The 20,770-nt window shown below is 65.1% G+C and carries 16 protein-coding genes; 2 read left to right on the top strand and 14 right to left on the bottom strand.

Annotation, left to right across the window (positions count from 1 at the left end):
* Nucleotides 1–121: 121 nt before the first annotated feature.
* Nucleotides 122–1,144: a ketol-acid reductoisomerase gene (ilvC, locus tag J2X53_RS04380; RefSeq protein ID WP_349036230.1), complete on the top strand. Its 1,023-nt coding sequence runs from the start codon at nucleotides 122–124 to the stop codon at nucleotides 1,142–1,144.
* A gap of 161 nt (nucleotides 1,145–1,305) precedes the next feature.
* On the opposite strand, the gene J2X53_RS04375 is transcribed toward ilvC, so the two are convergent.
* From J2X53_RS04375 to J2X53_RS04330, 10 genes are all read right to left on the bottom strand, one after another.
* Nucleotides 1,306–1,512, bottom strand: a complete 207-nt coding sequence (locus tag J2X53_RS04375; RefSeq protein WP_349036229.1) for a hypothetical protein — start codon at nucleotides 1,510–1,512, stop codon at nucleotides 1,306–1,308.
* A gap of 199 nt (nucleotides 1,513–1,711) precedes the next feature.
* Entirely contained in the window at nucleotides 1,712–2,338 is a 627-nt protein-coding gene (locus tag J2X53_RS04370) for a YdeI/OmpD-associated family protein (protein WP_349036228.1), read from the bottom strand.
* A 120-nt stretch (nucleotides 2,339–2,458) separates the two neighbouring features.
* Nucleotides 2,459–3,802, bottom strand: coding sequence for a phosphoglucosamine mutase (gene glmM / locus J2X53_RS04365; RefSeq protein ID WP_349036227.1), 1,344 nt, complete (start codon nucleotides 3,800–3,802; stop codon nucleotides 2,459–2,461).
* Entirely contained in the window at nucleotides 3,799–4,830 is a 1,032-nt protein-coding gene (gene folP / locus J2X53_RS04360; protein ID WP_349036226.1) for a dihydropteroate synthase, read from the bottom strand. Before folP ends, glmM begins: the two co-directional genes overlap by 4 nt.
* A gap of 45 nt (nucleotides 4,831–4,875) precedes the next feature.
* Entirely contained in the window at nucleotides 4,876–5,784 is a 909-nt protein-coding gene (locus J2X53_RS04355; protein WP_349036225.1) for a dihydroneopterin aldolase, read from the bottom strand.
* 106 nt (nucleotides 5,785–5,890) lie between these two features.
* Nucleotides 5,891–6,601 carry a cell wall hydrolase gene (locus tag J2X53_RS04350; protein ID WP_349036224.1) on the bottom strand — a complete coding sequence of 237 codons (711 nt, stop codon included), beginning with the start codon at nucleotides 6,599–6,601 and terminating at the stop codon, nucleotides 5,891–5,893.
* 221 nt (nucleotides 6,602–6,822) lie between these two features.
* Entirely contained in the window at nucleotides 6,823–9,339 is a 2,517-nt protein-coding gene (locus J2X53_RS04345) for a putative PEP-binding protein (protein ID WP_349036307.1), read from the bottom strand.
* A gap of 200 nt (nucleotides 9,340–9,539) precedes the next feature.
* Nucleotides 9,540–11,816 carry a glycine--tRNA ligase subunit beta gene (glyS, locus tag J2X53_RS04340; protein WP_349036223.1) on the bottom strand — a complete coding sequence of 759 codons (2,277 nt, stop codon included), beginning with the start codon at nucleotides 11,814–11,816 and terminating at the stop codon, nucleotides 9,540–9,542.
* A 4-nt stretch (nucleotides 11,817–11,820) separates the two neighbouring features.
* The gene (locus J2X53_RS04335; RefSeq protein ID WP_349036222.1) at nucleotides 11,821–12,294 is read right to left on the bottom strand and encodes a DUF6446 family protein; all 474 of its coding nucleotides are present in this window, start codon (nucleotides 12,292–12,294) and stop codon (nucleotides 11,821–11,823) included.
* A complete protein-coding gene (locus J2X53_RS04330) occupies nucleotides 12,291–13,259 on the bottom strand; it encodes a glycine--tRNA ligase subunit alpha (protein WP_349036221.1) in 969 nt (322 codons plus the stop codon). The genes J2X53_RS04335 and J2X53_RS04330 overlap by 4 nt, the downstream gene beginning before the upstream one ends.
* Before the next feature lie 142 nt (nucleotides 13,260–13,401).
* Here J2X53_RS04330 and J2X53_RS04325 point away from each other — a divergent pair, with 142 nt between their 5' ends.
* Entirely contained in the window at nucleotides 13,402–15,192 is a 1,791-nt protein-coding gene (locus J2X53_RS04325; RefSeq protein WP_349036220.1) for a serine protease, read from the top strand.
* A gap of 110 nt (nucleotides 15,193–15,302) precedes the next feature.
* On the opposite strand, the gene J2X53_RS04320 is transcribed toward J2X53_RS04325, so the two are convergent.
* The 4 genes from J2X53_RS04320 to metZ form a co-directional block, all read right to left on the bottom strand.
* A complete protein-coding gene (locus J2X53_RS04320) occupies nucleotides 15,303–16,751 on the bottom strand; it encodes a TrkH family potassium uptake protein (protein WP_349036219.1) in 1,449 nt (482 codons plus the stop codon).
* A gap of 50 nt (nucleotides 16,752–16,801) precedes the next feature.
* On the bottom strand, nucleotides 16,802–18,250 hold the full coding sequence (locus J2X53_RS04315) for a potassium transporter TrkG (protein ID WP_349036218.1): 1,449 nt from the start codon (nucleotides 18,248–18,250) through the stop codon (nucleotides 16,802–16,804).
* 55 nt (nucleotides 18,251–18,305) lie between these two features.
* Nucleotides 18,306–19,394, bottom strand: a complete 1,089-nt coding sequence (gene folE2, locus J2X53_RS04310; protein WP_349036217.1) for a GTP cyclohydrolase FolE2 — start codon at nucleotides 19,392–19,394, stop codon at nucleotides 18,306–18,308.
* A 187-nt stretch (nucleotides 19,395–19,581) separates the two neighbouring features.
* Nucleotides 19,582–20,763, bottom strand: a complete 1,182-nt coding sequence (metZ, locus tag J2X53_RS04305) for an O-succinylhomoserine sulfhydrylase (protein WP_349036216.1) — start codon at nucleotides 20,761–20,763, stop codon at nucleotides 19,582–19,584.
* Nucleotides 20,764–20,770 lie beyond the last annotated feature (7 nt).

The following is a 20,770-nucleotide window of genomic DNA, read 5'->3' as shown; positions in this document are numbered from 1 at the left end:
AATTCACCATTATGTAGTTCAGCGCATGAATTTTCGCAGAAAATTCGTCTTACGTCAAACAATGCACGGGCTCACACCAGAAACCCGCTATTATCGCCTCATCAATCAAAGGAGAGACGCCATGCGCGTGTATTATGACCGTGACTGCGACATCAACCTGATCAAGGACAAAAAGGTCGCGATCCTCGGCTATGGCAGCCAGGGCCATGCCCATGCGCTGAACCTGCGCGACTCGGGCGCGAAAAACCTTGTGGTCGCCCTGCGCGAAGGCTCCCCTTCCGCCAAGAAAGCCGAAGGCGAAGGCCTCAAGGTCATGGGCATTGCCGAAGCCGCGGCCTGGGCCGACCTGATCATGTTCACCATGCCCGACGAGCTGCAGGCCGAAACCTACAAGAAATACGTGCATGACAACATCCGCGAAGGCGCCGCCATTGCTTTCGCCCATGGCCTGAACATCCACTTCGGCCTGATCGAGCCGAAACCCGGCGTCGACATCATCATGATGGCCCCCAAAGGCCCCGGCCACACCGTGCGCGGCGAATATACCAAAGGCGGCGGCGTGCCCTGCCTTGTGGCCGTCCATAACGATGCCACCGGCAAGGCGATGGAAATCGGCCTGTCCTACTGCTCGGGCATCGGCGGCGGCCGCTCGGGCATCATTGAGACCAACTTCCGTCAGGAATGCGAAACCGACCTGTTCGGCGAACAGGCTGTGCTCTGTGGCGGTCTGGTCGAGCTGATCCGCATGGGCTTCGAGACGCTGGTTGAAGCGGGCTACGAGCCGGAAATGGCGTATTTCGAATGCCTGCACGAAGTGAAGCTGATCGTCGACCTGATCTATGAAGGCGGCATCGCCAACATGGATTACTCGATCTCGAACACCGCCGAATATGGCCAATATGTCTCGGGCCCGCGCATCCTGCCGTATGACGAGACCAAGGCCCGCATGAAAGCCGTGTTGTCCGACATCCAGTCCGGCAAATTCGTGCGCGATTTCATGCTGGAAAACGCCGTGGGCCAGCCGACGATCAAAGCCTCGCGCCGTTCAAATGACGAGCACCAGATCGAACTGGTCGGCAAGAAACTGCGCGACATGATGCCCTGGATCTCCAAAGGCAAGATGGTCGACAAGGCCCGCAACTAAGGCAACACGCAAAAGGGTGCGTGCCCGCACGCACCCGACACCACAGGAAAAGGCCGGGGGAATCCCCGGCCTTTTTTTTCAATCTCATCAGGCGGTAAGGCTCATCAGACGGTAAGGCTCATCAGACGGTAAGGTGCGTACTCGCACGCATCAGCGACGGATCAGCGTCGCAGGAACCGCCGACGTTCCAGCTCGGCCAGCGGCAGCAGAAACGCCACGCCGCCATATTTGCCATCCTTGGCAAGTGTGGATTTCGGCGCATTGGGGTCGTGGCGGCGTTCTTCGACGCGGGCTTTGCTGATCATGGCGAACACCAGAACGGCAAGCATGGTCAGCAGCGATAAAAACGGGATCAGGGCTCCGGTCATCGGGGTCATCCTTTCTGGGTTGGCCACAGCAGGCAAGTCAGAGGGCGGCGCCGGGCGTGGCATGGGGTCAAGACAAGGCAACACAGGCTCTGCCACTCCAACGCGCCCCACCCGCTTTGGTTCCCCCGACCGTGCCAGCCGCGCGCCGGGTCAGGCTGCGCGCTGACGCCGCGGCCCACGGCCAGAACGCGCCAGACCCCTAACGCTCGGTCGCGCCCTTGCCCGCCAGCACCTTGTCGCGGAACTTTTCCACCCGCGCCACCCGCGTCGCTTCGGTCTTGGCCGAAGACAGCGCAATCACATAGCTGCGTTGCCGCCCCGGTGTCAGGCGGTGAAACGCCTCGGCATAGTCGGGGTCCGCGTCCAGCGCCGTGACCAAAGCCCCGGGCAGGTCAAGCGCGGCCTGCTCTCTCACCGGCACCACACCTGCATCGGCATATCCCATCGCCTCGGCCACATAGGCGCGGATCACCGGGGCCAGCGCTGTCACCTGTGCCGCATCGGTAAACCGGATCATATCGGCATGTCTGGTGTTTTCCCCCTGCCGCTCCAGCACCCGCTCGGGGTCTTTCAGCAATGCGGCGTGAAAGAATGTCAGCCGGAACTCCTGCCGGAACGCGCCGATGATCGCCAGATTGCGCCCGGCATGCAGGTAACACGGATGCCCCCATTTCACCGTCTCGACCAGACCTGCCCCGCGCAGCAGGGCGCGCAACTGGCTCAGCCCCGCGCGCCACAGCAGCGCCGAACAATCGGCTGTGTCAAACCGCGCACAGCGCCCGCAGCCCTTGGTGAAAAAATCCTCAATTCCGGTGATCATGGCCATGGCCACCCCTCCCGCTTCGTCACTGGCCGCTGTGGGAAATCGTTAAAAACGCCTTAAAGTTCGAGGGCCAACCCATTGATAAGATTGAAATCCACCAAGTGTAACACAGGGGGAAGCCCCCTACACCACCGCCTCGACCGCGCCGACAATCTCATCCACCACCTGCACCAGCATGCCCTCATCCTCGCATTCGGCCATCACCCGGATCAGCGGCTCGGTCCCCGATTTGCGGATCAGGATCCGGCCCTTGCCCGCAATCCGGGCGGTGTTGGCGGCGATCACCGCCTGAACCGAGGCCTGCTCCAGCGGTGTCTTGCCCGCCGCAAAGCGCACATTCTTCAGCATCTGCGGCACGGTGTCGAACTGCCGCACCAGGGCGCTCGCCTTGTGGCTGGTGCGGGCCATCTCGGCCAGAAACTGCAGGCCCGCGATCAGCCCGTCGCCGGTGGTGGCATAGTCGGTCATCACGATATGGCCCGACTGCTCACCGCCCAGATTGAACCCGCCGGCCCGCATCCGTTCGACCACATAGCGGTCGCCCACGGCCGTGCGCTCCAGCCCGATGCCCTGCCCGGTCAGAAACCGCTCCAGTCCAAGGTTCGACATTACCGTGGCGACCAGCGCGCCGCCGCGCAGCTTGCCATCCATCGCCCAGCGTGAGGCCATCATCGCCATGATCTGGTCGCCATCGGCAACCCGGCCCGCCTCGTCCAGGATCATCACCCGGTCGGCATCGCCGTCCAGACAGATCCCCACATCCGCCCCATGCGCCACCACCGCCTCGGCGGCGGTCTGGGTGTGGGTCGAGCCGCAGCGGTCGTTGATATTGGTGCCGTTCGGGCTGACACCCACCGGCACCACCGTCGCCCCCAGCTCCCACAGCACCTCTGGTGCGGCGCGGTAGGCGGCCCCGTTGGCACAGTCGATCACCACTTTCAGCCCATCGAGCCGCAGCCCGGCGGGAAAGGTGGTCTTGACGAATTCCTGATAGCGCCCGCGCCCATCCTCGATCCGTCTGGCCCGGCCGATGTTGGCGGCCTGCGCCAGCTGGATTTCACCCTCCAGCAGCGCCTCGATCTCGGCCTCAGCCTCATCCGACAGTTTGAACCCGTCGGGGCCAAAGAACTTGATGCCATTGTCCTGATGCGGGTTGTGGCTGGCGGAGATCATCACCCCCACATCGGCGCGCATGCTGCGGGTCAGAAAGCCGACCGCCGGAGTCGGTACCGGGCCGAGCAGCAGCACATTCATGCCGGTGCTGGTCAGCCCCGCCGTCAGCGCATTTTCCAGCATATAGCCCGACAGCCGGGTGTCCTTGCCGATCACCACCCGGTGCGCCGAGCCGCCATCGCGGCGGAAAAACCGCCCCGCCGCAGCACCCAGTTTCAGGGCCATTTCGGCGGTCATCGGATAGGTATTGGCGCGGCCCCGCACGCCATCGGTTCCGAAAAGCTTGCGCGTCATGGGTTTTCCCCCTGTTTTGCGTCTGGTGTTGTCTGGGTGACGGCCTGCCACAGCGTCAGCGCCGCCCGCGTTTCGGCCACGTCATGCACACGGATCATCTGCACCCCCTGCGCGACACCCGCCAGCGCCACGGCGATGCTGCCCGACATCCGCTTTGCGGCGTCATCCTCGCCGCTCAGCGTGCCGATAAAGCGCTTGCGGCTGGCCCCCAGCAGCACCGGCAGGCCAAGGCTGTGAAACAGGCTCAGCCGCGCCAGCAGCGCAAGGTTATGGGCGAGGGTCTTGCCAAAGCCGATGCCGGGGTCAACCGCGATGCGGTCGCGGGCGATGCCCGCCGCCTCGGCCGCGGCCACACGGGCGGCCAGCGCGTCATACACATCGAGCAGCACATCGTCGTAAACCGGGCCGTCCTGCATCCGGTCCGGCGTCAGGATCGAATGCATCAGGATCACCGGCACCCCGGCCTTGGCCACCAGCGCGGCCATATCGGCATCAAACTGCAGCGCGGTCACGTCATTGACGATCCCCGCTCCCGCTTTCAGCGCAGCGCGTGCCACCGCCGCCTTGCGCGTGTCAATCGACACCGCCCGCTCGATCCCCGCCGCGCGCAGCGCCGCAATCACCGGCCCTGTGCGCGCGGTTTCCTCGTCGACCGGGACCTCTGCCGCACCGGGCCGGGTGCTTTCGCCGCCGACATCCAGAATATCGGCCTGTGCCGCCATCGCGCGGGCCTGCATCATTGCGGCTTCGGGCTTCAGAAACAGCCCACCATCGGAAAAACTGTCGGGCGTCACGTTCAGAATGCCCATCAGCCGGGGCCGGTCCAGCGTCAGCCCGGCGAAATCGGCGCGCGGAGACAACAGCGGCGACAGCAGGCTGGGCGGTGCCTCGGACGCGGGCAGCACCACGGGCGCACGGCCCCGCTCCAGAATTTCCACATGGGTAAAGCGGCACCAGCCCCCGGCGAGGGTCAGGGCATCACTCGGGCGGGCGGCATCCTGCAGCGGGATCGGGCGAAGGTATGTCATGCGCCCGGATTAGGCCCCAAACCGCCGCTTTGGCAAGCACATCGGTCAGCCCTGCTCGACCGGAACGCGGCTTCCCGCCGGAAGTGCAACATTCCCGTGAACGACCAGCGCGCGCGCCGCCATCTCTTCGGCAAGCCACAGCGCCAGCGCCACCGGCTCTGCCGATTTCGGGCCATCGACCGCATCCAGCACCATCTTTGACGGGGCCCAGACCACGGGCTGCCCCCGCTTGATGGCCCAGTCAATTTCGGTCCGGGTCGCCACCACCACACAGCGCGGGTCGCGCGCGGCAAGGGTCCAGGCATTCTGCTCGATGGCCAGCAGATCAATCCGGCGCTGCGTCGGGCGGTGCCCGGTCTGCGGGCGCGGGCCATCCGGCAGGCCCACGGTCAAGATCAGCGGCGCACCCCGTGCAAGCAAGCCGTCCAGTCGCGCGGTCAGATCGCCGGTGGCAAGCGTGGCATTGTCCAGATGCACCACCAGCGGATGCACCGCCGATTCCAGCCCGTCCTGCCCCACCACCCGCAGCGGCACCTCGGCGCGGCTGCGCACAATCTCGACCCCCAGTTTATAGGGCCCGATATCCAGCTTTTCGATCCGCACAAAGGCGCGCATCGCCTGCGGCTCGGCCAGAATCCGCTCTGCCACCCGCTCGGCAAGCGTTTCCAGCAGGTTCAGCCGTTCCGCCGCTAGTTCATGCGCGATGGCCCAGGTGATCCGGTCATAGGACAGGATCCGGTCCACATCATCATTCAGCGGCGCCGTCACCGGCGCCACCTCGACCACCACGTTGAACATGACCCGCTGCTTGTGGCCGCGTTCCTGCTGGAACGCGCCGATATCGACCTCGACCACATGATCGCGCAGGGAAATCCGGTCACGCGGGTCGGCACTGGCCGAAGCCTGGCTGCGCTCTTCCGGGTGGGCAAAGGCGAGGCGGATGTCGCTGGTCATCTGGCCCCCCAATGGCCCAAAAGGATCGGGGGCAGGTTACACCCTGCCCCCGCATCCGATAGCCCTATGCCGACATCGGGCGCAAGCCCCGCGACATGCCGTGCGGTCAGGCCCCGGGCTGGCGGTAGAACAGATGCGCGCCGATGGCCGCCGTGCGCGGAAAGCGGTGCGCCCAACGCGGGTTCACCGCGCGGGTGTGGAAATGCGTGGCCCCCGCAGTCAGCCCGCGCGGCGCACCGTTCAGCATGATCGCCGCAATCCGGCCCGCCTTGTCAGCGGCTTCCCGGTCGCGCATCACATCGCTGTTGCCGTCGCAGACATAGCTGAACTGGCAGCCGCCACCGCCGCCCTGCTGCACCACACCGCAGACCGAATTGGGGTATTCGCGGCTTTCGACCCGGTTCAGGATCACCTCGGCCACCGCAAACTGGCCTTTCAGGCTTTCGCCCCGCGCCTCGAAATACAGCGCCTTTTGCAGGCATTGCCATTGCGCATCGCCCTTTGGGGCGGGCTGTGCTGCAAGAAAACTCTCTTCATACCGGATCAGCACGGGCTGGGCCGGTTCGACGGTCTTTCCCTTGGCGATCCGCTGCTTGACCACGGGTTGCGGCTTTGCCGGGCCGGTCGCCAGCGCCGCCAGACGATCCTGCGGCATCGCCCCGACCGTTGCATGTTCTGCCCCCATGAGAGAGGCGATCTGTTCAGCCATGCCCAGATCCGGGCTGTTGGACTGGCTCACCGTCACATCGGCGAAGGCCGCTCCACCCGTGGCACAGACTGCCACCGCAGCCGAGGCCATGATTTGTCGCAAGCGCATTGTCTCGTGTTCCGTTCTGTTGCCTTGGGGCTGCACGGAACCGGTGAAATTCACAGCACCGCGCAACAGCCGCCGGGCATAAAGCAGGGAACGGGGCAGAGTCTACCTATGTATCATAAATGCAACGCTTTTAAGCGATGCATCGGCGGATTTTCGCGCAGCTCTTAAGAAATCAGATGAAGAAACCCGCGCAGTCACATGATATTGTGTCTGTTTTTGAGTTATCCACAACGATCCTGCAGCGCCAGATGGGCCGCCGCCAGCCGTGCAAGGGGAACACGATAGGGTGAACAGGACACATAATCGAACCCGGCCTTGCGGCAAAAGGCGATTGATTCGGGGTTGCCACCATGCTCACCACAGATCGAAACCGTCAGATCGGGCCGCGTCTTGCGCCCGCGCTCCGCGCCGATCAGCAAGAGTTCCCCCACGCCATCGACATCCAGAATGTGGAACGGATCTTCGGGGAACACGCCCTGCTGCACATAGGTGTTCATGAACCGCCCGGCATCATCGCGCGACAGGCCATAGGTCATCTGGGTCAGGTCATTGGTGCCGAACGACAAAAACGCCGCATGTTGCGCAATCTCGCCAGCGCGCAGGGCGGCGCGCGGGGTTTCCACCATCACCCCCAGCTTGTAGTCGAAATCCCGCCCCGCCTTGACCCGCACGGCGGCAGCGACCGCATCGACGCGGGTTTTCACCAGCTCCACCTCGCGCCGCGCGCTCACCAGCGGAATCATGATCTCCGGCACCACCGCCGCGCCGCGCCGCGCCACCTCGACCGTGGCCTCAAAGATCGCCTGCGCCTGCATGTCGTAGATCTCGGGCAGGACCACCCCCAGCCGCACGCCGCGCATGCCCAGCATCGGGTTGAACTCGGTCAGCGCCTCGGCCCGCCGTGTCACCTCTGACAACGGCTTGTCCAGCGCCTCGGCCAGTTCGCGCAAGCCCTCGCGGCTGTGGGGCAGAAACTCGTGCAACGGCGGGTCGAACAGCCGGATGCAGACCGGCAACCCGGCCATGATTTCAAACAGTTGCACAAAATCCGCCCGCTGCATCGGCAACAGCCGCGCCAAGGATGCCGCCCGGTCCTGCGAGGTATCGGCAAAGATCATCTCGCGCATGGCGACCAGACGATCCTCTTCAAAGAACATGTGCTCGGTCCGGCACAGCCCGATGCCCTGCGCCGCAAATTGCCGCGCGGTGGCGGCATCGGCGGGGGTGTCGGCATTGGCGCGCACGCCGATATCGCGGAACTCATCGGCCCAGCCCAGCAGGGTCTGGAAATGGCTGTCCAGCGCCGGGGCCAGCATATCGACCGACCCGGCCAGCACCTGCCCGGTGGTGCCGTCGACCGTGATCACATCGCCTTCGCCAAAGCTGCGGCCATTGGCCTGAACCCGCTTGTTCTTGGCATCTAAGCGAAGATCGGCCCCGACCACGCAAGGCAGCCCCAGCCCGCGCGCGATCACCGCCGCATGGCTGGTGACGCCGCCGCGTTCGGTCAGCACCCCGGCCGCCGAGTGCATGCCGCGGATGTCTTCGGGCGCGGTTTCGCGCCGCACCAGAATGCAGGGCTCGCCCCGCGCCGCACTGGCTTGCGCCGCATGGCTGGAAAACACGATCCGCCCGACCGCCGCCCCCGGGCTGGCGGCAATGCCGCGCGCGATCACATCGCGCGTGCCGCGCGGGTCGACCTGCGGGTGCAGCAGTTCCGTCAACGCCCGAGGCTCTACCCGCAGCACCGCCTCTTCACGCGGAATCACCCCGTCGGTCGCCAGTGCCACCGCAATGCGCAAGCCCGCACGGGCCGAGCGTTGAACCCGCACCGCATCCAGCACCGCCAGACGGCCATCCTCGATGGTGAACTCGATCTGCATCTCCTCACGCAGGCGGGCGCGGCAGGCGGTGCCATGGCGGATCAGATCGGCGACCAGATCGGGCGCGATATCCTCCAGCGAGGGGCCGCGCGCATCATGGGTCAGGAACATCGCCTGCGGCGCTTTCAGCGCATCGCGGCCCTGCCCCTGCCCCAGATAACGGCCCGTGATCTGCGGCTCGCCCGTCACCGGGTCGACAAACTGCACCACGCCAGAGCCGGAAATCCCCTGCCCCAGCCCTTGCGCCATCGCCTGCACCACCAGCCCCAGCGGCGCATCGACCGGCGCGCCCTTGGCCTGCCGCAAGAGCCGCGCCGTCGTGCCTTCCCAGGCGCGGGCCATCGAGCGCAGCACCTCGGACAGTTGCCGCGCCGGGTCTTGCGGAAATTCCTCATCCATTTCGGTGGCATAGACCTGCAACGCCGCCGTCACCGCCTCGGGCGAGGGCGCGCTTGCGGCAAACATGTCGGGGTCGAGCCGGGCGACATGGGTGGCATAGGATTGCACAAAACGCAGATAGATCGCATCCGCCGCCTGCTGGCCATGACGCGCCGCCAGCGCCTTGTGCCGCTCGGCGTTCAGCCCGATGTTGAGCACGGTCGCAGGCCCGCCCCAATCGGGGTTTTCCGGCGAAGGCCGGACCGAGATCAGCGGCGAGGCGCCGAAATGCGCAAGGATCGCCGCGCAATCCACCGGCGTGCCCGCCGCAATCGCCCGCACCGTCAGCGCCGGCAGCGCCACGGTCTGCGGCACCGGCAGATCCAGCCGCACCAGCCGTTGCAGGCACTTTGCCCGCCAGCCATGCGCCACGCGGTCAATGCGGGCGGTCGGCGTGACTTCGGCAAAGGCGACCATCGGGTCGCCGGCAATCGTGGCGGCGTCAAGTTTCTGCACTGCGGCATTCCTTCTTCTGCGCCGACACTACACCGATTCCGGGGTCAGGCAAGCGCCTCTCGGATCAGGGATGCGCCGGGTGCCGATGTGGAAAAGGGGGGCTTCCGCCCCCCTCGTCGCTTTGCTCCTCACCCCCGGAGAGTATTTTCGCCAAGATGAAATCAGCCGTCGAGTTTGGTCAGGTCGGCCACCGACAGACAGATGGTGCGGATCCGGTGCAACAGGTTCAACCGGTTGCGGCGCAGGATCTGGTTTTCAGTGTTGATCTGGGTGGCGGTGAAGAACGCGTCGATGGGGGCGCGCAAGGCCGCCATCGCCTGCATGGCGGTGGCGAAGTCTTCGGCCTTCATCGCCGGGGCGATGGTCTGTTCCGCTGCGTCAAGGGCTGCGAACAGCGCACGTTCCTCGTCGGTCTCGGCGAATTTCGGGTCGGCGCCGAAGGAATATTCCACGCCATCCTTGGCCTCGGCCTGCGTCAGGATGTTGCTGGCGCGCTTGGTGCCCTGGACAAGGTTGGCCCCGTCTTCGGTCTGCAGCGTGGCCTGCAAGGCGGTGGCGCGCTTGACCAGCAGGGTCAGGTCATCATTGCCGGGCATGGCGAGGCAGGCGTCGATGACATCGTGACGGATGCCCTGGTCTTTGAGGAAGACTTTGAGTCGGTCGTGGAAGAAGGCGAGGAGGTTGTTAGTTTCTTCAACACTGCCAGCCATAATCCGCGAGGCAATGTTCCCGGCAGCAGCTTTGCGTTCGTCGAAATTCAAATCATCAGAATTAATCGCCCGAGCCAAATAATCAATCGCTTCGGGCGATGCCCAGTCAGACAGGGAGTACAAGAAAAACTGCGGCCAGCCGAGGTGGTTGCCGTCAAAGATGACATCTTCATCGACAAAGGTATGCAGGCTGTCAGCGTTGGCGCGCCTAATAGCCGCTGAAAAGAGCGCCAAGATGTCGGCCCGCACCCCATTCCCCAACACCAACCGAATAACCCCCAACGCCGCTCTCCGCAGCGCAAACGGGTCTTTTGACCCTGTGGGTTTCTCGTCAATCGCCCAGAAGCCGGTCAGCGTGTCGATCTTGTCGGCCAGTGCCACCGCGACCGAGACCGGGTCGGTGGGCACGGTGTCGCCTTCGCCCTTGGGCCGCCAGTGGTCGCGGGCGGCGAGGGCCACCGCTTCCGGCTCTCCGGCTTCACGGGCGTAGTACATGCCCATCAGCCCCTGCAATTCGGGGAACTCGCCAACCATGGCCGAGCGCAGGTCGAGTTTCGCCAGCCTGGCCGCGCGTTCCGCCAGATCGGCATCGGCCCCGACCATCGGCGCGATGTCGCGCGCCAGCGCCGCGATGCGGGCAATCCGGTCGGCCTGTGAGCCCAGCTTGTTGTGGAAGGTGACGGCTTTCAGCCCCTCTTCCCACTCGCCCATGCCCGATTTGGCCACGCGCAAGTCATTCTCCCAAAAGAACTTCGCATCCGACAGCCGGGCCGCCAGCACCTTTTGGTTGCCCTTCAGGATCGTCTCGCCATGGTCGGCGGTGGTGGTGTTGGCGACGGTGACAAAGCCCTCGATCCGCCCGGTTTTCGGGTTGCGGACGGAAAAGAACTTCTGATGTTCCTTCATCGAGGTTTGCAGCACCTCGGGCGGCAGGCCGAGGAAGTCATCGGCAATGCGGCCAATCAGCGGCACCGGCCATTCGACCAGACCGGCCACTTCCGTGAGCAAGCCCTTGTCCTCGACCAGTTCCATCCCGGCGGCAAAGGCGAGGGTCTGCGCCTCGGCCCAGATCGCGTCTTCGCGCTCGGCCGAGTCCAGAATGACATGGGCGCGCTTGAGCTTTGCCGCGTAATCCTCGAAAGACGTTACAGAAAACGCCCCCGGCGACAGGAAGCGGTGGCCGCGTGTGGTGTTGCCCGACACGATGCCGTCGACGCTCAATGGCACCACCTCGGCCCCACCCTCATCGGACATGAGGCACAGGATGGAATGCAGCGGTCGCACCCAGCGCAAAGACCCGTTGCCCCAGCGCATTGACTTTGGCCATGGGAAGGTGCGGATCACACTTTCCAGCACCTCGGCGATGATCTCGTGCGCTTTGCGGCCCGGCTTTTCGATCACCGCAAAGTAAACCTCGCCCTTTTTATCGGCGCGCTTTTCCAGCTGCTCCAGCGTCAGCCCGGTCGAGCGCAAAAACCCCTCCACCGCCGCCGGGGGAGCCGACACATTCGGCCCCTTGCGTTCCTCGCGCACGGCGCGGCTTTCCGCGCTCAACCCCTCCACCGCAAGGGTCAAGCGGCGCGGCGTCGAAAACGCCCCGGCAGAGGCATAGGTCAGCCCCGCCTCGACCAGACCATCGGTCACCAGCTTTTTCAGGTCTTCGCGGGCGCGGGCCTGCATGCGGGCGGGGATTTCCTCGGAAAACAGCTCGATCAGCAGATCAGACATCGGATCAATCCTCGGCAGCGGGGTTCAACTGATGCCAGGCATAAGCCCGACCATCGGGAAAGACGGCGACCACACGGTCGATATCGGCGGCAACGCCCGCTTGCGACAGAAAGGCAAGCGCCTCGCCCCGCTCCAGCGCGGTGCCGATTTCCACCGCGTCAAAGCAGTCAAACCAGCCGGGCGCGACCAGCGGCACAGCACCGTCATAGGCGACATAGGTTTCCGACAGCATCGCCTGCGTCATCGGCGTGGTGAAACAGGCGCGAAAGCGCAGCGGGCTGCTGTCGGCGTCGATGCCGGTGACGCCTTCGGCCAGGATCGGTTCGGGCTGACCGCTCTCAATCGTGGTCAGGGTGATTTCCTGCCCCGGGGTGAAGCTGACCGGCGCGTAGAACGCGTATTCCTGCTGGTACCAGACCCCTACACCGGCCAAAATTGCTGATATCACGATCGCCCCCGCTGCTATCTTGCCGTTCATGCCACCGCCCCGGCCGCATCCGCGCCCGCTTCGGTCTGGCGGAAGGCATCGGCGCATTTCTTCGCCAGCGCCCGCACCCGCCCGATATAGGCCTGCCGCTCGGTGACCGAAATCACGCCGCGCGCGTCCAAGAGGTTGAACAGATGGCTGGCCTTGATGCACTGGTCATAGGCCGGATGCGCCATGATGATGCGCTTGCCGGATTTGGCATCCTGCGGGTCAAAACCCAGCAGACGGTCACATTCCGCCTCGGCATCCTTGAAATGCTGGAACAGCATGTCGGTAGAGGCCCCGTCGAAGTTGTGGCGCGAATATTCCTCTTCGGTCTGGCGGAAGATGTCGCCGTAGGTCAGCGGGATCGGGGCTGTGGGATCGTTGAACGGCATGGTCATCACATGGTCGATGCCCAGCACATACATCGCCAGACGTTCCAGACCGTAGGTCAGCTCACCGCTGACCGGGCGGCAGTCATGGCCGCCGACCTGCTGGAAATAGGTGAACTGGCTGACTTCCATGCCATCGCACCACACCTCCCAGCCCAGACCCCAGGCGCCCAGCGTGGGGGATTCCCAGTCATCCTCGACAAAGCGGATGTCGTGCAGGGCGGGGTCCAGCCCGATGGCGCGCAAGCTGCCCAGATACAGCTCTTGCAGGTCCGGCGGCGACGGTTTGATGATCACCTGATACTGGTAGTAATGCTGCAACCGGTTCGGGTTTTCGCCATAGCGCCCGTCGGTCGGCCGGCGCGAGGGCTGAACATAGGCCGCAGCCCAGGGCTTTGTGCCCAGCGACCGCAGCGTGGTGGCCGGGTGAAAGGTGCCCGCCCCCACCTCCATGTCATAGGGTTGCAGGATCGCGCAGCCCTTGGCCGCCCAATAGGACTGCAACCGCAGGATAATCTCCTGAAAGGAGCGTGGTGCCGTGATCGTCGCCGGTTCCGCGCCTGAGCGCTGACTGTCTGACATGATGGTGACCCCTTTGGGCACGTAAAACCCTTGAAATGCCCGGCTGTCATAGGCAAGAGGCTCGGCAGGGTCAATGCGCCGCCGCGCCACTGTCAAAGGTGGGCGGTCAGGCTGGCGGGTTGTGGAAAGCGGAAGGAACGGAATGCTGCGCGCAGGATTTGGGCTTTGGACGGTGGCGGTGATGCTTTGGGCCGGGATGGCCGCCGCACAACAACAATCCTGGGTGCAGGTCGAAGCCCAGCCCACGCTGGCCGAGGCCGAAGCCCGCGCCAGCGCCTATGCCGCCGCCTTTCCCGATGTCGAGGGCTATGAGCTGGGGTCGCGTTGGTATGGCATCGCGCTTGGCCCCTACACGCCCGAAGTGGCCGCACAGCGGCTGGCTGACCTGCGCCGCGAAAACCTGATCCCGCGGGACAGCTACGTGACCGATGGCACCAACTTCCGCGCCCGGTTCTGGCCTGTGGGCGGGCAGCCAGCCGCCCCGCTGGCACCGCTGGCTGCGCCGCTTGCCCCGGATCTGCCGGTCGAGGTGACGCCGCTTGCCCCCGAGGCGACGGTTGAGGCCGCCCCGGCCCCCCTGCCCGAACCCATTCCCGAACCCATCGAGGAAACCCCGGCTGAAGCCCGCCGGTCAGAGGCAGAGCTGACGCTTGCCGAACGCGAAGACCTGCAACGCGCCCTGCAATGGGAAGGCTTTTACGCCGCAGGCATCGACGGCGCGTTCGGCCCCGGCACCCGCACCTCGATGGCCGCCTGGCAGAGCGCGATGGGGGCAGAGCCGACCGGCATTCTGACCAGTCGCCAACGCGCCACGCTGGTTGCGAACTGGCAGGCCGATACGGCCGAATATGGCTTTGAAACCGTGTCCGAAACCGAATCCGGGATCGAAATCACCCTGCCGCTTGGTCTGGTGCAATTCGACCATTACGAGCCGCCCTTCGTGCATTTTGCGCCCAGGGCGGAGGGCGGGCTGAAGGTTATCCTGATCTCGCAACCCGGCGACAAGGCAGCGCTTTATGGCCTGTACGACATCCTGCAAAGCCTGACCCTGATCCCCACCACCGGCGAGCGCAGCCGGGGCGAGCGGTCGTTCGAGATCAACGGCACCTCTGCCACCCGCCAGAGCTATGCCTTTGCCGAAACCAGCGCCGGGCTGGTCAAGGGCTATATCCTGCTCTGGTCCCCCGATCAGGCCGATCAGGCCGGCCGGGTGCTGGGACTGATGCAATCCAGCTTCCGCGCTGTCGGCAACCGGGCCCTTGATCCCGGCATGGTGCCGATGACCGACGCCGCCCGCCGGGGCCTGCTGGCCGGGCTGGAACTGCGCCGCCCGATCCTGTCGCGCTCGGGGTTCTATGTTGATGCCACCGGGCGTGTGGTGACCCCTGCCGCCGCTGTGGCGCAGTGCGGCCGCATCACGCTGGATGGCGTGACCGAGGCCACGGTCAGCTTTGCCGACGCCAGCAGCGGCCTTGCGCTGCTGACCCCCAAGACCCCGCTCGCCCCGCCCGCCTTTGCCGGGTTCCAGACCGCGACCGACCGTGTCGGGTCAGAAGTGGCGGTTGCGGGCTATTCCTATGAGGATGCGCTGCCCGCCCCGGTCATCACCTTTGGCCTGCTCGAAGATGTGCAGGGCCTGAACGGCGAGCAGGGCGTGAAACGGCTGGGCATCACCACCCTGCCCGGCGATGCCGGCGGGCCGGTGCTGGATAGCACCGGCGCGGTGCTGGGCATGCTGTTGCCGCGCGTCCCCGATCCGGCGCGGGTGCTGCCCGACGGCGTGGAATTCGCGGCCTCCGGCACCGTGCTGCGGCAGATGCTGGATGGTCAGGGGGTCACGGCGACCGATTCCACGGCCAATGGGGCGCTGGCCCCGGAAGATCTGACCCGCAAGGCAACCGGCATGACCGTGCTGGTCAGCTGCTGGGAATAGGGCGCAAGGCGCGCCCGTCTGGCGGTGCCGGGGGGCCAGCCCCCCTGGCGCGTCGCACCCCCCGTGATGTTTCAGACAGACGATGCGCAAGGCGCGGTGAGGCGCCGGGGTCAGTTCTGCCAGAACCGGCGCATGAACAGCACGTAGACCGACAACAGCTCCAGCCGGCCCAGCAACATGCCCGCCATCATCATCCACTTGGCCGAGTCCGGAAAGCCATGCACCGCGCCGGTGGGCCCGACCTCGCGGCCAAAGACCGGGCCGACATTGGCGATGCTGGTCCAGGCGGCGGTCACTGCGGTCTTGAACTCCAGCCCGGTCAGCGACAGCCCCACCGCCAGCAGGCCAAAGGTCAGCATGAACAGCGTGAAAAACACGATCACCGAATCCAGCACGTCCTGCCCGACCGTGCGCCCGTCATAGCGCAGCGGGTTGACTGACGACGGGTTGTGCAGCCGCTTGATCTGCACCTTGATCGCCTCGAACAGGATCAGATAGCGGAACACCTTGACCGAACACCCGGTCGAAGAGGTGCAGCCGCCGATCAGCCCGACCACGATCAGGATGACAAAGGGAAACGGCCCCCAGCCCGACAGATCGACCGAGGAATAGCCGGTGCCGGAAAACGTCGAGACGATGTTGAACGCCGATTCCCGCAGGGCCACGCTGATCGACATGTCATGGGTCAGCACTTCGTACAGCAGTACCGCGATGATCGCATAGAGGTTCCAGCGCAGATAGGCGCGCACCTGCGGGTCGCGCCAGATCGGCAGGAATATCCCCTGCGCCAGCTGCACAAAGCGGATGAACGGCAGGCTGCCCAGAATCATGAAGGCCACCGCCGCATATTCCAGCGGCCCCTGAAACATGCCGAAAGACGCGTCATAGCTGGACATGCCGCCGGTCGATACCGTGGTCAGCGCGTGCATCACCGCGTCAAACCCGCTCATCCCCAGCGCGAAATAGGTCATCGCACAGGCCACCGTTAGCCAGACATAGATCTGGATCAGCGCCGACGAGATATCCAGCGCGCGCGGCAGCACCTTGCCCAGCGTGTCAAAGCCTTCGGAGCGGAAGAACTGCATCCCCCCCACCTTCATCACCGGCAGGAACAGCAGCGCCACGATGACGATCCCAAGACCGCCCAGCCATTGCAGGATGCCGCGCCACAGGTTGGCCCCCATCGGCAGCGCGTCGATGCCGACAATCACCGTGGTGCCGGTGGTGGTCATGCCCGACACCGCCTCGAACATCGCATCCGTCGCCGACAGGCCCGGCGCGCCCAGAATCAGCGGCAGCGCGCCAAAGGCCGGCATCGCCACCCAGACCCCGGTGGTCAGCAAAAAGATCTGCTGCAAGCTCATCGACCCGCCCGCGCCATTGGCCGAGGCCAGCGCCATCGCGCCGCCTGCCACCAGACACAGGATCGACGCCTGCAGAAACGCGCCCCAGTTCGGGTCGCCCGCCGCATGGTCCAGCGCCAGCGGGAACAGCATGAACACCCCCATGGTTGCCACCAGAAGGCCGATCACATAGGTCACGGGTCGCACGTCTGTCATGGCCCGAGCCTTGGCGAAGCCCCGCGCCCGAGTCAATCACACACGGGGCATCAGGCCCGCCAGAACGACGGCAAAGCCACAACCAGCACCGCCAGCAAGCCCAGCCGCCCCAGCAGCATCGTCAGCGTCATCAGCCATTTCGCTGCATCCGGGAAATCCCGGAAGGTGCCGGTGTCGCCCAGCATCGGCCCGTAGCCGTAGCCAATATTGCCGATCGAGGTCCAGATCCCGAACAGGGCCGAGATCATGTCGACCCCCACCAGCGACATCGCCACCGTCAGCACCCCAAGGAGCAGGATATAGCCGGTGACATAGAGCATCAGCGCGTTGATCACCTCATCCTCGACCCGCCGCCCCGCATAGCGCACCGGCGCGATCCGTTCCGGCGAATGAATGCGGGCGATCTGGCTTTGCACCGCCGCCCAGGCCACCTGCACCCGGAACACCGACAATGCGCCCGAGGACGAGCCCGAACAGCCGCCGATCAGCCCGACGATCAGCGCCACCGCCATCGAATAGCCGCCCCATGCCGCGAAGGTGCCGCTGAAAAACCCGGTGCCGGTGATGATCGAAACCAGATTGAACAGCGTCTCGCGAAACACCTGCTCGGCCGCCATGTCGGATGTCAAGAGCCGCCACAGCGTCACGCTGGCCACGGCATAGGCGGTCCAGCGCAGCAGCGCCCAGACCTGCGCATCCCAGACCATCGCGCCGCGCTGTCCCACCGCCATGCGGGCGTAGAGGATATAGGGAAAGCTGCCGAGCAGCATGAAAGCCGCCCCCGCATATTCCGCCGCCCCCGGATACTTGCCAAGTGACGCATCAGACGGCGAAAATCCGCCCGTCGCAATCGTCGCCGCCCCGTTCACCACGGCGTCCAGCGCGGTCATGCCCAGACCCAGATAGACCAGAATGCACAGCGCCGTCAGCCCGGCATACACGCCCAACAGCGCCCACGCGATATCGGTCGCGCGCGGCAGCGCCTTGCCCAGCGTGTCAAAGCCTTCGGTGCGGAAAAACTGCATGCCGCCGACCCGCATCACCGGCAGAAAAATCATCGCGACAAAGGCGATGCCAAGCCCGCCGATCCAGTTCAGCATGCCGCGCCACAGGTTCATCCCCGGTGGCAGCGCATCCAGCCCGACGATCACAGTCGAGCCTGTGGTGGTCAGCCCCGAGGCCGCCTCGAAATACCCATCGGTGAACCCCAGACCCGGCGCGCCCAGCATGAAGGGCAGGCAGGCAAACAGCGGCAAACCGGCCCAGACCATCACAGTCAACAGATAGGCCTGCCGGGTGTTCAAGCGCGACAGGTCGGCATTGGCGGTCGCAATCTTCATCGCCAGCCCGACGCCGCCGGTGATCAGCGCAGATTCCAGAAAGTCCCTGTAATTCGGCAGACCTGCCAGATAGTCGACCACAGCCGGTGCCAGCATCATGGTGGCCAGAAAGATCAGCAGCGCGCCGATCACATTCGCAATGGGCCGTGCATCGACCATGATGCACGGCTTCTACGCCTGCCCCTCGGGGCCGTCAATTGCCCGTGATCAGGGCTCAGCCGATATGGAACAGCGACTGGAACAGGCGCGGATCAAGGCTGTCCTGCGCAAATGTCGCGCCTTCGGTCAGCAGACTGACCGCATCATGGCTGTGCAGGCTTTCCTGATGGCTGGCCAGCACCCGGAAATCGCCGATGCGCGGGTCGCGTTTCAGCACCGCACAGAACAGCCGCGCCGCATCCTCGACGAAAATCGGGTTGGCGGCGTTCAGCTCGGCAAAGGCCTGCTCATCCTCGCGCTTGACCATCACCTGCGTTTCGGTGACCACCCCGGCCCGCGCAATCTCGACCAGATCCTCGACCGACAGCGTGTCGTCCAGCACCTCGACCGAAATCCGCGCGACGGAGCGTTGCGAATGCGGTGTGGCCAGCTGGCCGCGCGTGCTGCGCGCATGTTCCGACAGCTCCAGACTGCACGGACAGGTGCTGGAATAGACATAATCCAGATGCACGATCTTCTTGCGCACCCCTGCCGCCTCGACCAGCTCGAACGCCACCTCGTAATATTGCCAGCCCGCCAGACCCGACCGCAGCGACGGCATCTGCATCGGATAGGAAAACCGCATCTGGATGCGCGCATCAAAGCTGCCCAGATCAGCCTTGTAATCATCCAGCGCTGCCTCGATCACCGCAAAGCCAAAGGTGCGCCCGGCATGAGCATAGAACGACCGCATGATGCGGCTCATGTTGATGCCTTTTTTCCCAGCCTCCAGACTGACAGTGCCGGTCACGCTGGTTTCCAGCAGCAAAGGCGCGGCATCGCGGGTCTGATAGCGGATCGGCAGGCGGAAGTTGGAAATCCCCACATGCTGAATCCGCTGCCGCTCGCCCCGGATCAGGCTGGCCGGACCGTTCTGCAGATCGGGCAGGCTGTCCTTGTAGGCCGCACTCACGCTGAAATCTTGCGGATAGGCGCGGCTCAGCGCAGGGGCGGCCTGCCCCGGCAGCAGATAGCCCACCGACGGCTCGAGCGTGGCAATCTCGTCATCCGACGAGCTGCGCGCCCATTGGCGCAGCAGCGCAAGCGCCGCCTCGGCCTCATCCCGGCTCGGCTTGCGGTCAATATCGGGGGTGTGGATATTCATGGGGATCGGTCCTTCCGGTTCGGGCCGGGCGCGTGCGCCAGACCGTCAATGTCAACAGGTATACGCAGGCAGGCCGGCGTCGGATCAGTCGCCCGGCGCGGCGAGGTGCGACATTTGCACCCCATGGGGACCGGACCCCGAATATAATCACCGCGCCCCGCCGCGCAAGCCTCGGGGCGCAGAAGACTCAGGCGCGCTCCAGCGCCTGCATCAGATCGGCAATCAGATCGCCCGCATCCTCCAGCCCGACCGACAGCCGGATCAGCCCCGGCGTGATGCCAAGGCTGTCCTTCTGATCCTGCGGCAGGCGCTGGTGGGTGGTGGTGGCGGGATGGGTCGCAATGGTCTTGGCATCGCCCAGATTGTTGGAAATCTTGGCAATTTCCAGCGCGTTCAGAAAACGGAACGCCGCCTCCTTGCCCGCCGCAATGTCAAACGTCACCAAAGTCCCGCCCGAGCCCATCTGCTCCATGCACAGCGCGTGCTGCGGGTGGCTCTCCAGCCCAGGATAAATCACCCGCCCCAGCTTTTCATGGCCCTGCAACGCCTGCGCAATGCTCCTAGCCGACTCCGCCATCGCCCGGCAGCGCAGATCCAGCGTCGCCATGCCGTTGAGCATGATCCAGCTGGTGAACGGCGACATGCTGCCGCCGGTATGCTTCATATAGGGCTCCAGCACCTTGCGGACAAAGGCCTGCGTGCCGCAGACCACGCCGCCCAGCGCCCGGCCCTGCCCGTCAATATGCTTGGTGGCGGAATAGACGATCACATCCGCGCCCTGATCGACCGCGCGCGAGAAAATCGGCGTGGCGAACACGTTGTCCACCACCACCAGCGCCCCCGCCGCATGGGCAATCTCTGACACGGCGCGGATATCGACCAGCTCCAGCGTCGGGTTCGACATCGACTCGAAAAACACCGCCTTGGTCCCCGGCGTCACAGCTGCGTGCCACTGCTCCAGATCGGCCCCGTCAACAAAGGTGACCTTGACCCCGAACCGCGCCAAAACCTCTTCCAGCACATAAAGACACGAGCCGAACAGCGCGCGGCTCGACACCACATGATCCCCCGCCCGCAGCATCGACGTCAGCGCACCCGAGACCGCCGCCATGCCGCTTGCGGTGGCAAAGGCATCTTCGGTGCCTTCCAGCGCCGCGATCCGCTCTTCAAACATCCGCGTTGTCGGGTTGCCGTAGCGGGCATAGATGAACTCATCCGCCCCCGCCTGCACAAAGCGCGCCTCCGCCGCCTCGGCGGTCGGATAGACAAATCCTTGCGTCAGGAAAATCGCCTCGGCCATCTCGCCATACTGGCTGCGGCGGCTGCCCTCATGCACCAGCTTTGTGCGCGTGTTCCAAGTCTCAGACATGCCGACA

The organism is Pseudotabrizicola sp. 4114 (assembly GCF_031457365.1).
In the GTDB taxonomy this organism is placed as follows: domain Bacteria; phylum Pseudomonadota; class Alphaproteobacteria; order Rhodobacterales; family Rhodobacteraceae; genus Pseudotabrizicola.
The sequence above is the reverse complement of the archived record's forward strand: the minus strand, read 5'-3'. Positions and strand labels throughout refer to the sequence as shown.

Excerpts from the sequence above, each read along its gene's own strand:
- J2X53_RS04335 (WP_349036222.1), bottom strand. The coding sequence starts at position 12,294 with ATGAACGGCAAGATAGCAGCGGGGGCGATCGTGATATCAGCAATTTTG.
- J2X53_RS04330 (WP_349036221.1), bottom strand. The coding sequence starts at position 13,259 with ATGTCAGACAGTCAGCGCTCAGGCGCGGAACCGGCGACGATCACGGCA.
- metZ (WP_349036216.1), bottom strand. The coding sequence starts at position 20,763 with ATGTCTGAGACTTGGAACACGCGCACAAAGCTGGTGCATGAGGGCAGC.
- folP (WP_349036226.1), bottom strand. The coding sequence starts at position 4,830 with ATGACATACCTTCGCCCGATCCCGCTGCAGGATGCCGCCCGCCCGAGT.
- ilvC (WP_349036230.1), top strand. The coding sequence starts at position 122 with ATGCGCGTGTATTATGACCGTGACTGCGACATCAACCTGATCAAGGAC.
- J2X53_RS04315 (WP_349036218.1), bottom strand. The coding sequence starts at position 18,250 with ATGGTCGATGCACGGCCCATTGCGAATGTGATCGGCGCGCTGCTGATC.
- glmM (WP_349036227.1), bottom strand. The coding sequence starts at position 3,802 with ATGACGCGCAAGCTTTTCGGAACCGATGGCGTGCGGGGCCGCGCCAAT.
- J2X53_RS04320 (WP_349036219.1), bottom strand. The coding sequence starts at position 16,751 with ATGACAGACGTGCGACCCGTGACCTATGTGATCGGCCTTCTGGTGGCA.
- J2X53_RS04370 (WP_349036228.1), bottom strand. The coding sequence starts at position 2,338 with ATGGCCATGATCACCGGAATTGAGGATTTTTTCACCAAGGGCTGCGGG.
- folE2 (WP_349036217.1), bottom strand. The coding sequence starts at position 19,394 with ATGAATATCCACACCCCCGATATTGACCGCAAGCCGAGCCGGGATGAG.
- J2X53_RS04375 (WP_349036229.1), bottom strand. The coding sequence starts at position 1,512 with ATGACCGGAGCCCTGATCCCGTTTTTATCGCTGCTGACCATGCTTGCC.
- J2X53_RS04350 (WP_349036224.1), bottom strand. The coding sequence starts at position 6,601 with ATGCGCTTGCGACAAATCATGGCCTCGGCTGCGGTGGCAGTCTGTGCC.
- J2X53_RS04345 (WP_349036307.1), bottom strand. The coding sequence starts at position 9,339 with ATGGTCGCCTTTGCCGAAGTCACGCCGACCGCCCGCATTGACCGCGTG.
- J2X53_RS04355 (WP_349036225.1), bottom strand. The coding sequence starts at position 5,784 with ATGACCAGCGACATCCGCCTCGCCTTTGCCCACCCGGAAGAGCGCAGC.
- J2X53_RS04325 (WP_349036220.1), top strand. The coding sequence starts at position 13,402 with ATGCTGCGCGCAGGATTTGGGCTTTGGACGGTGGCGGTGATGCTTTGG.
- glyS (WP_349036223.1), bottom strand. The coding sequence starts at position 11,816 with ATGTCTGATCTGCTGATCGAGCTGTTTTCCGAGGAAATCCCCGCCCGC.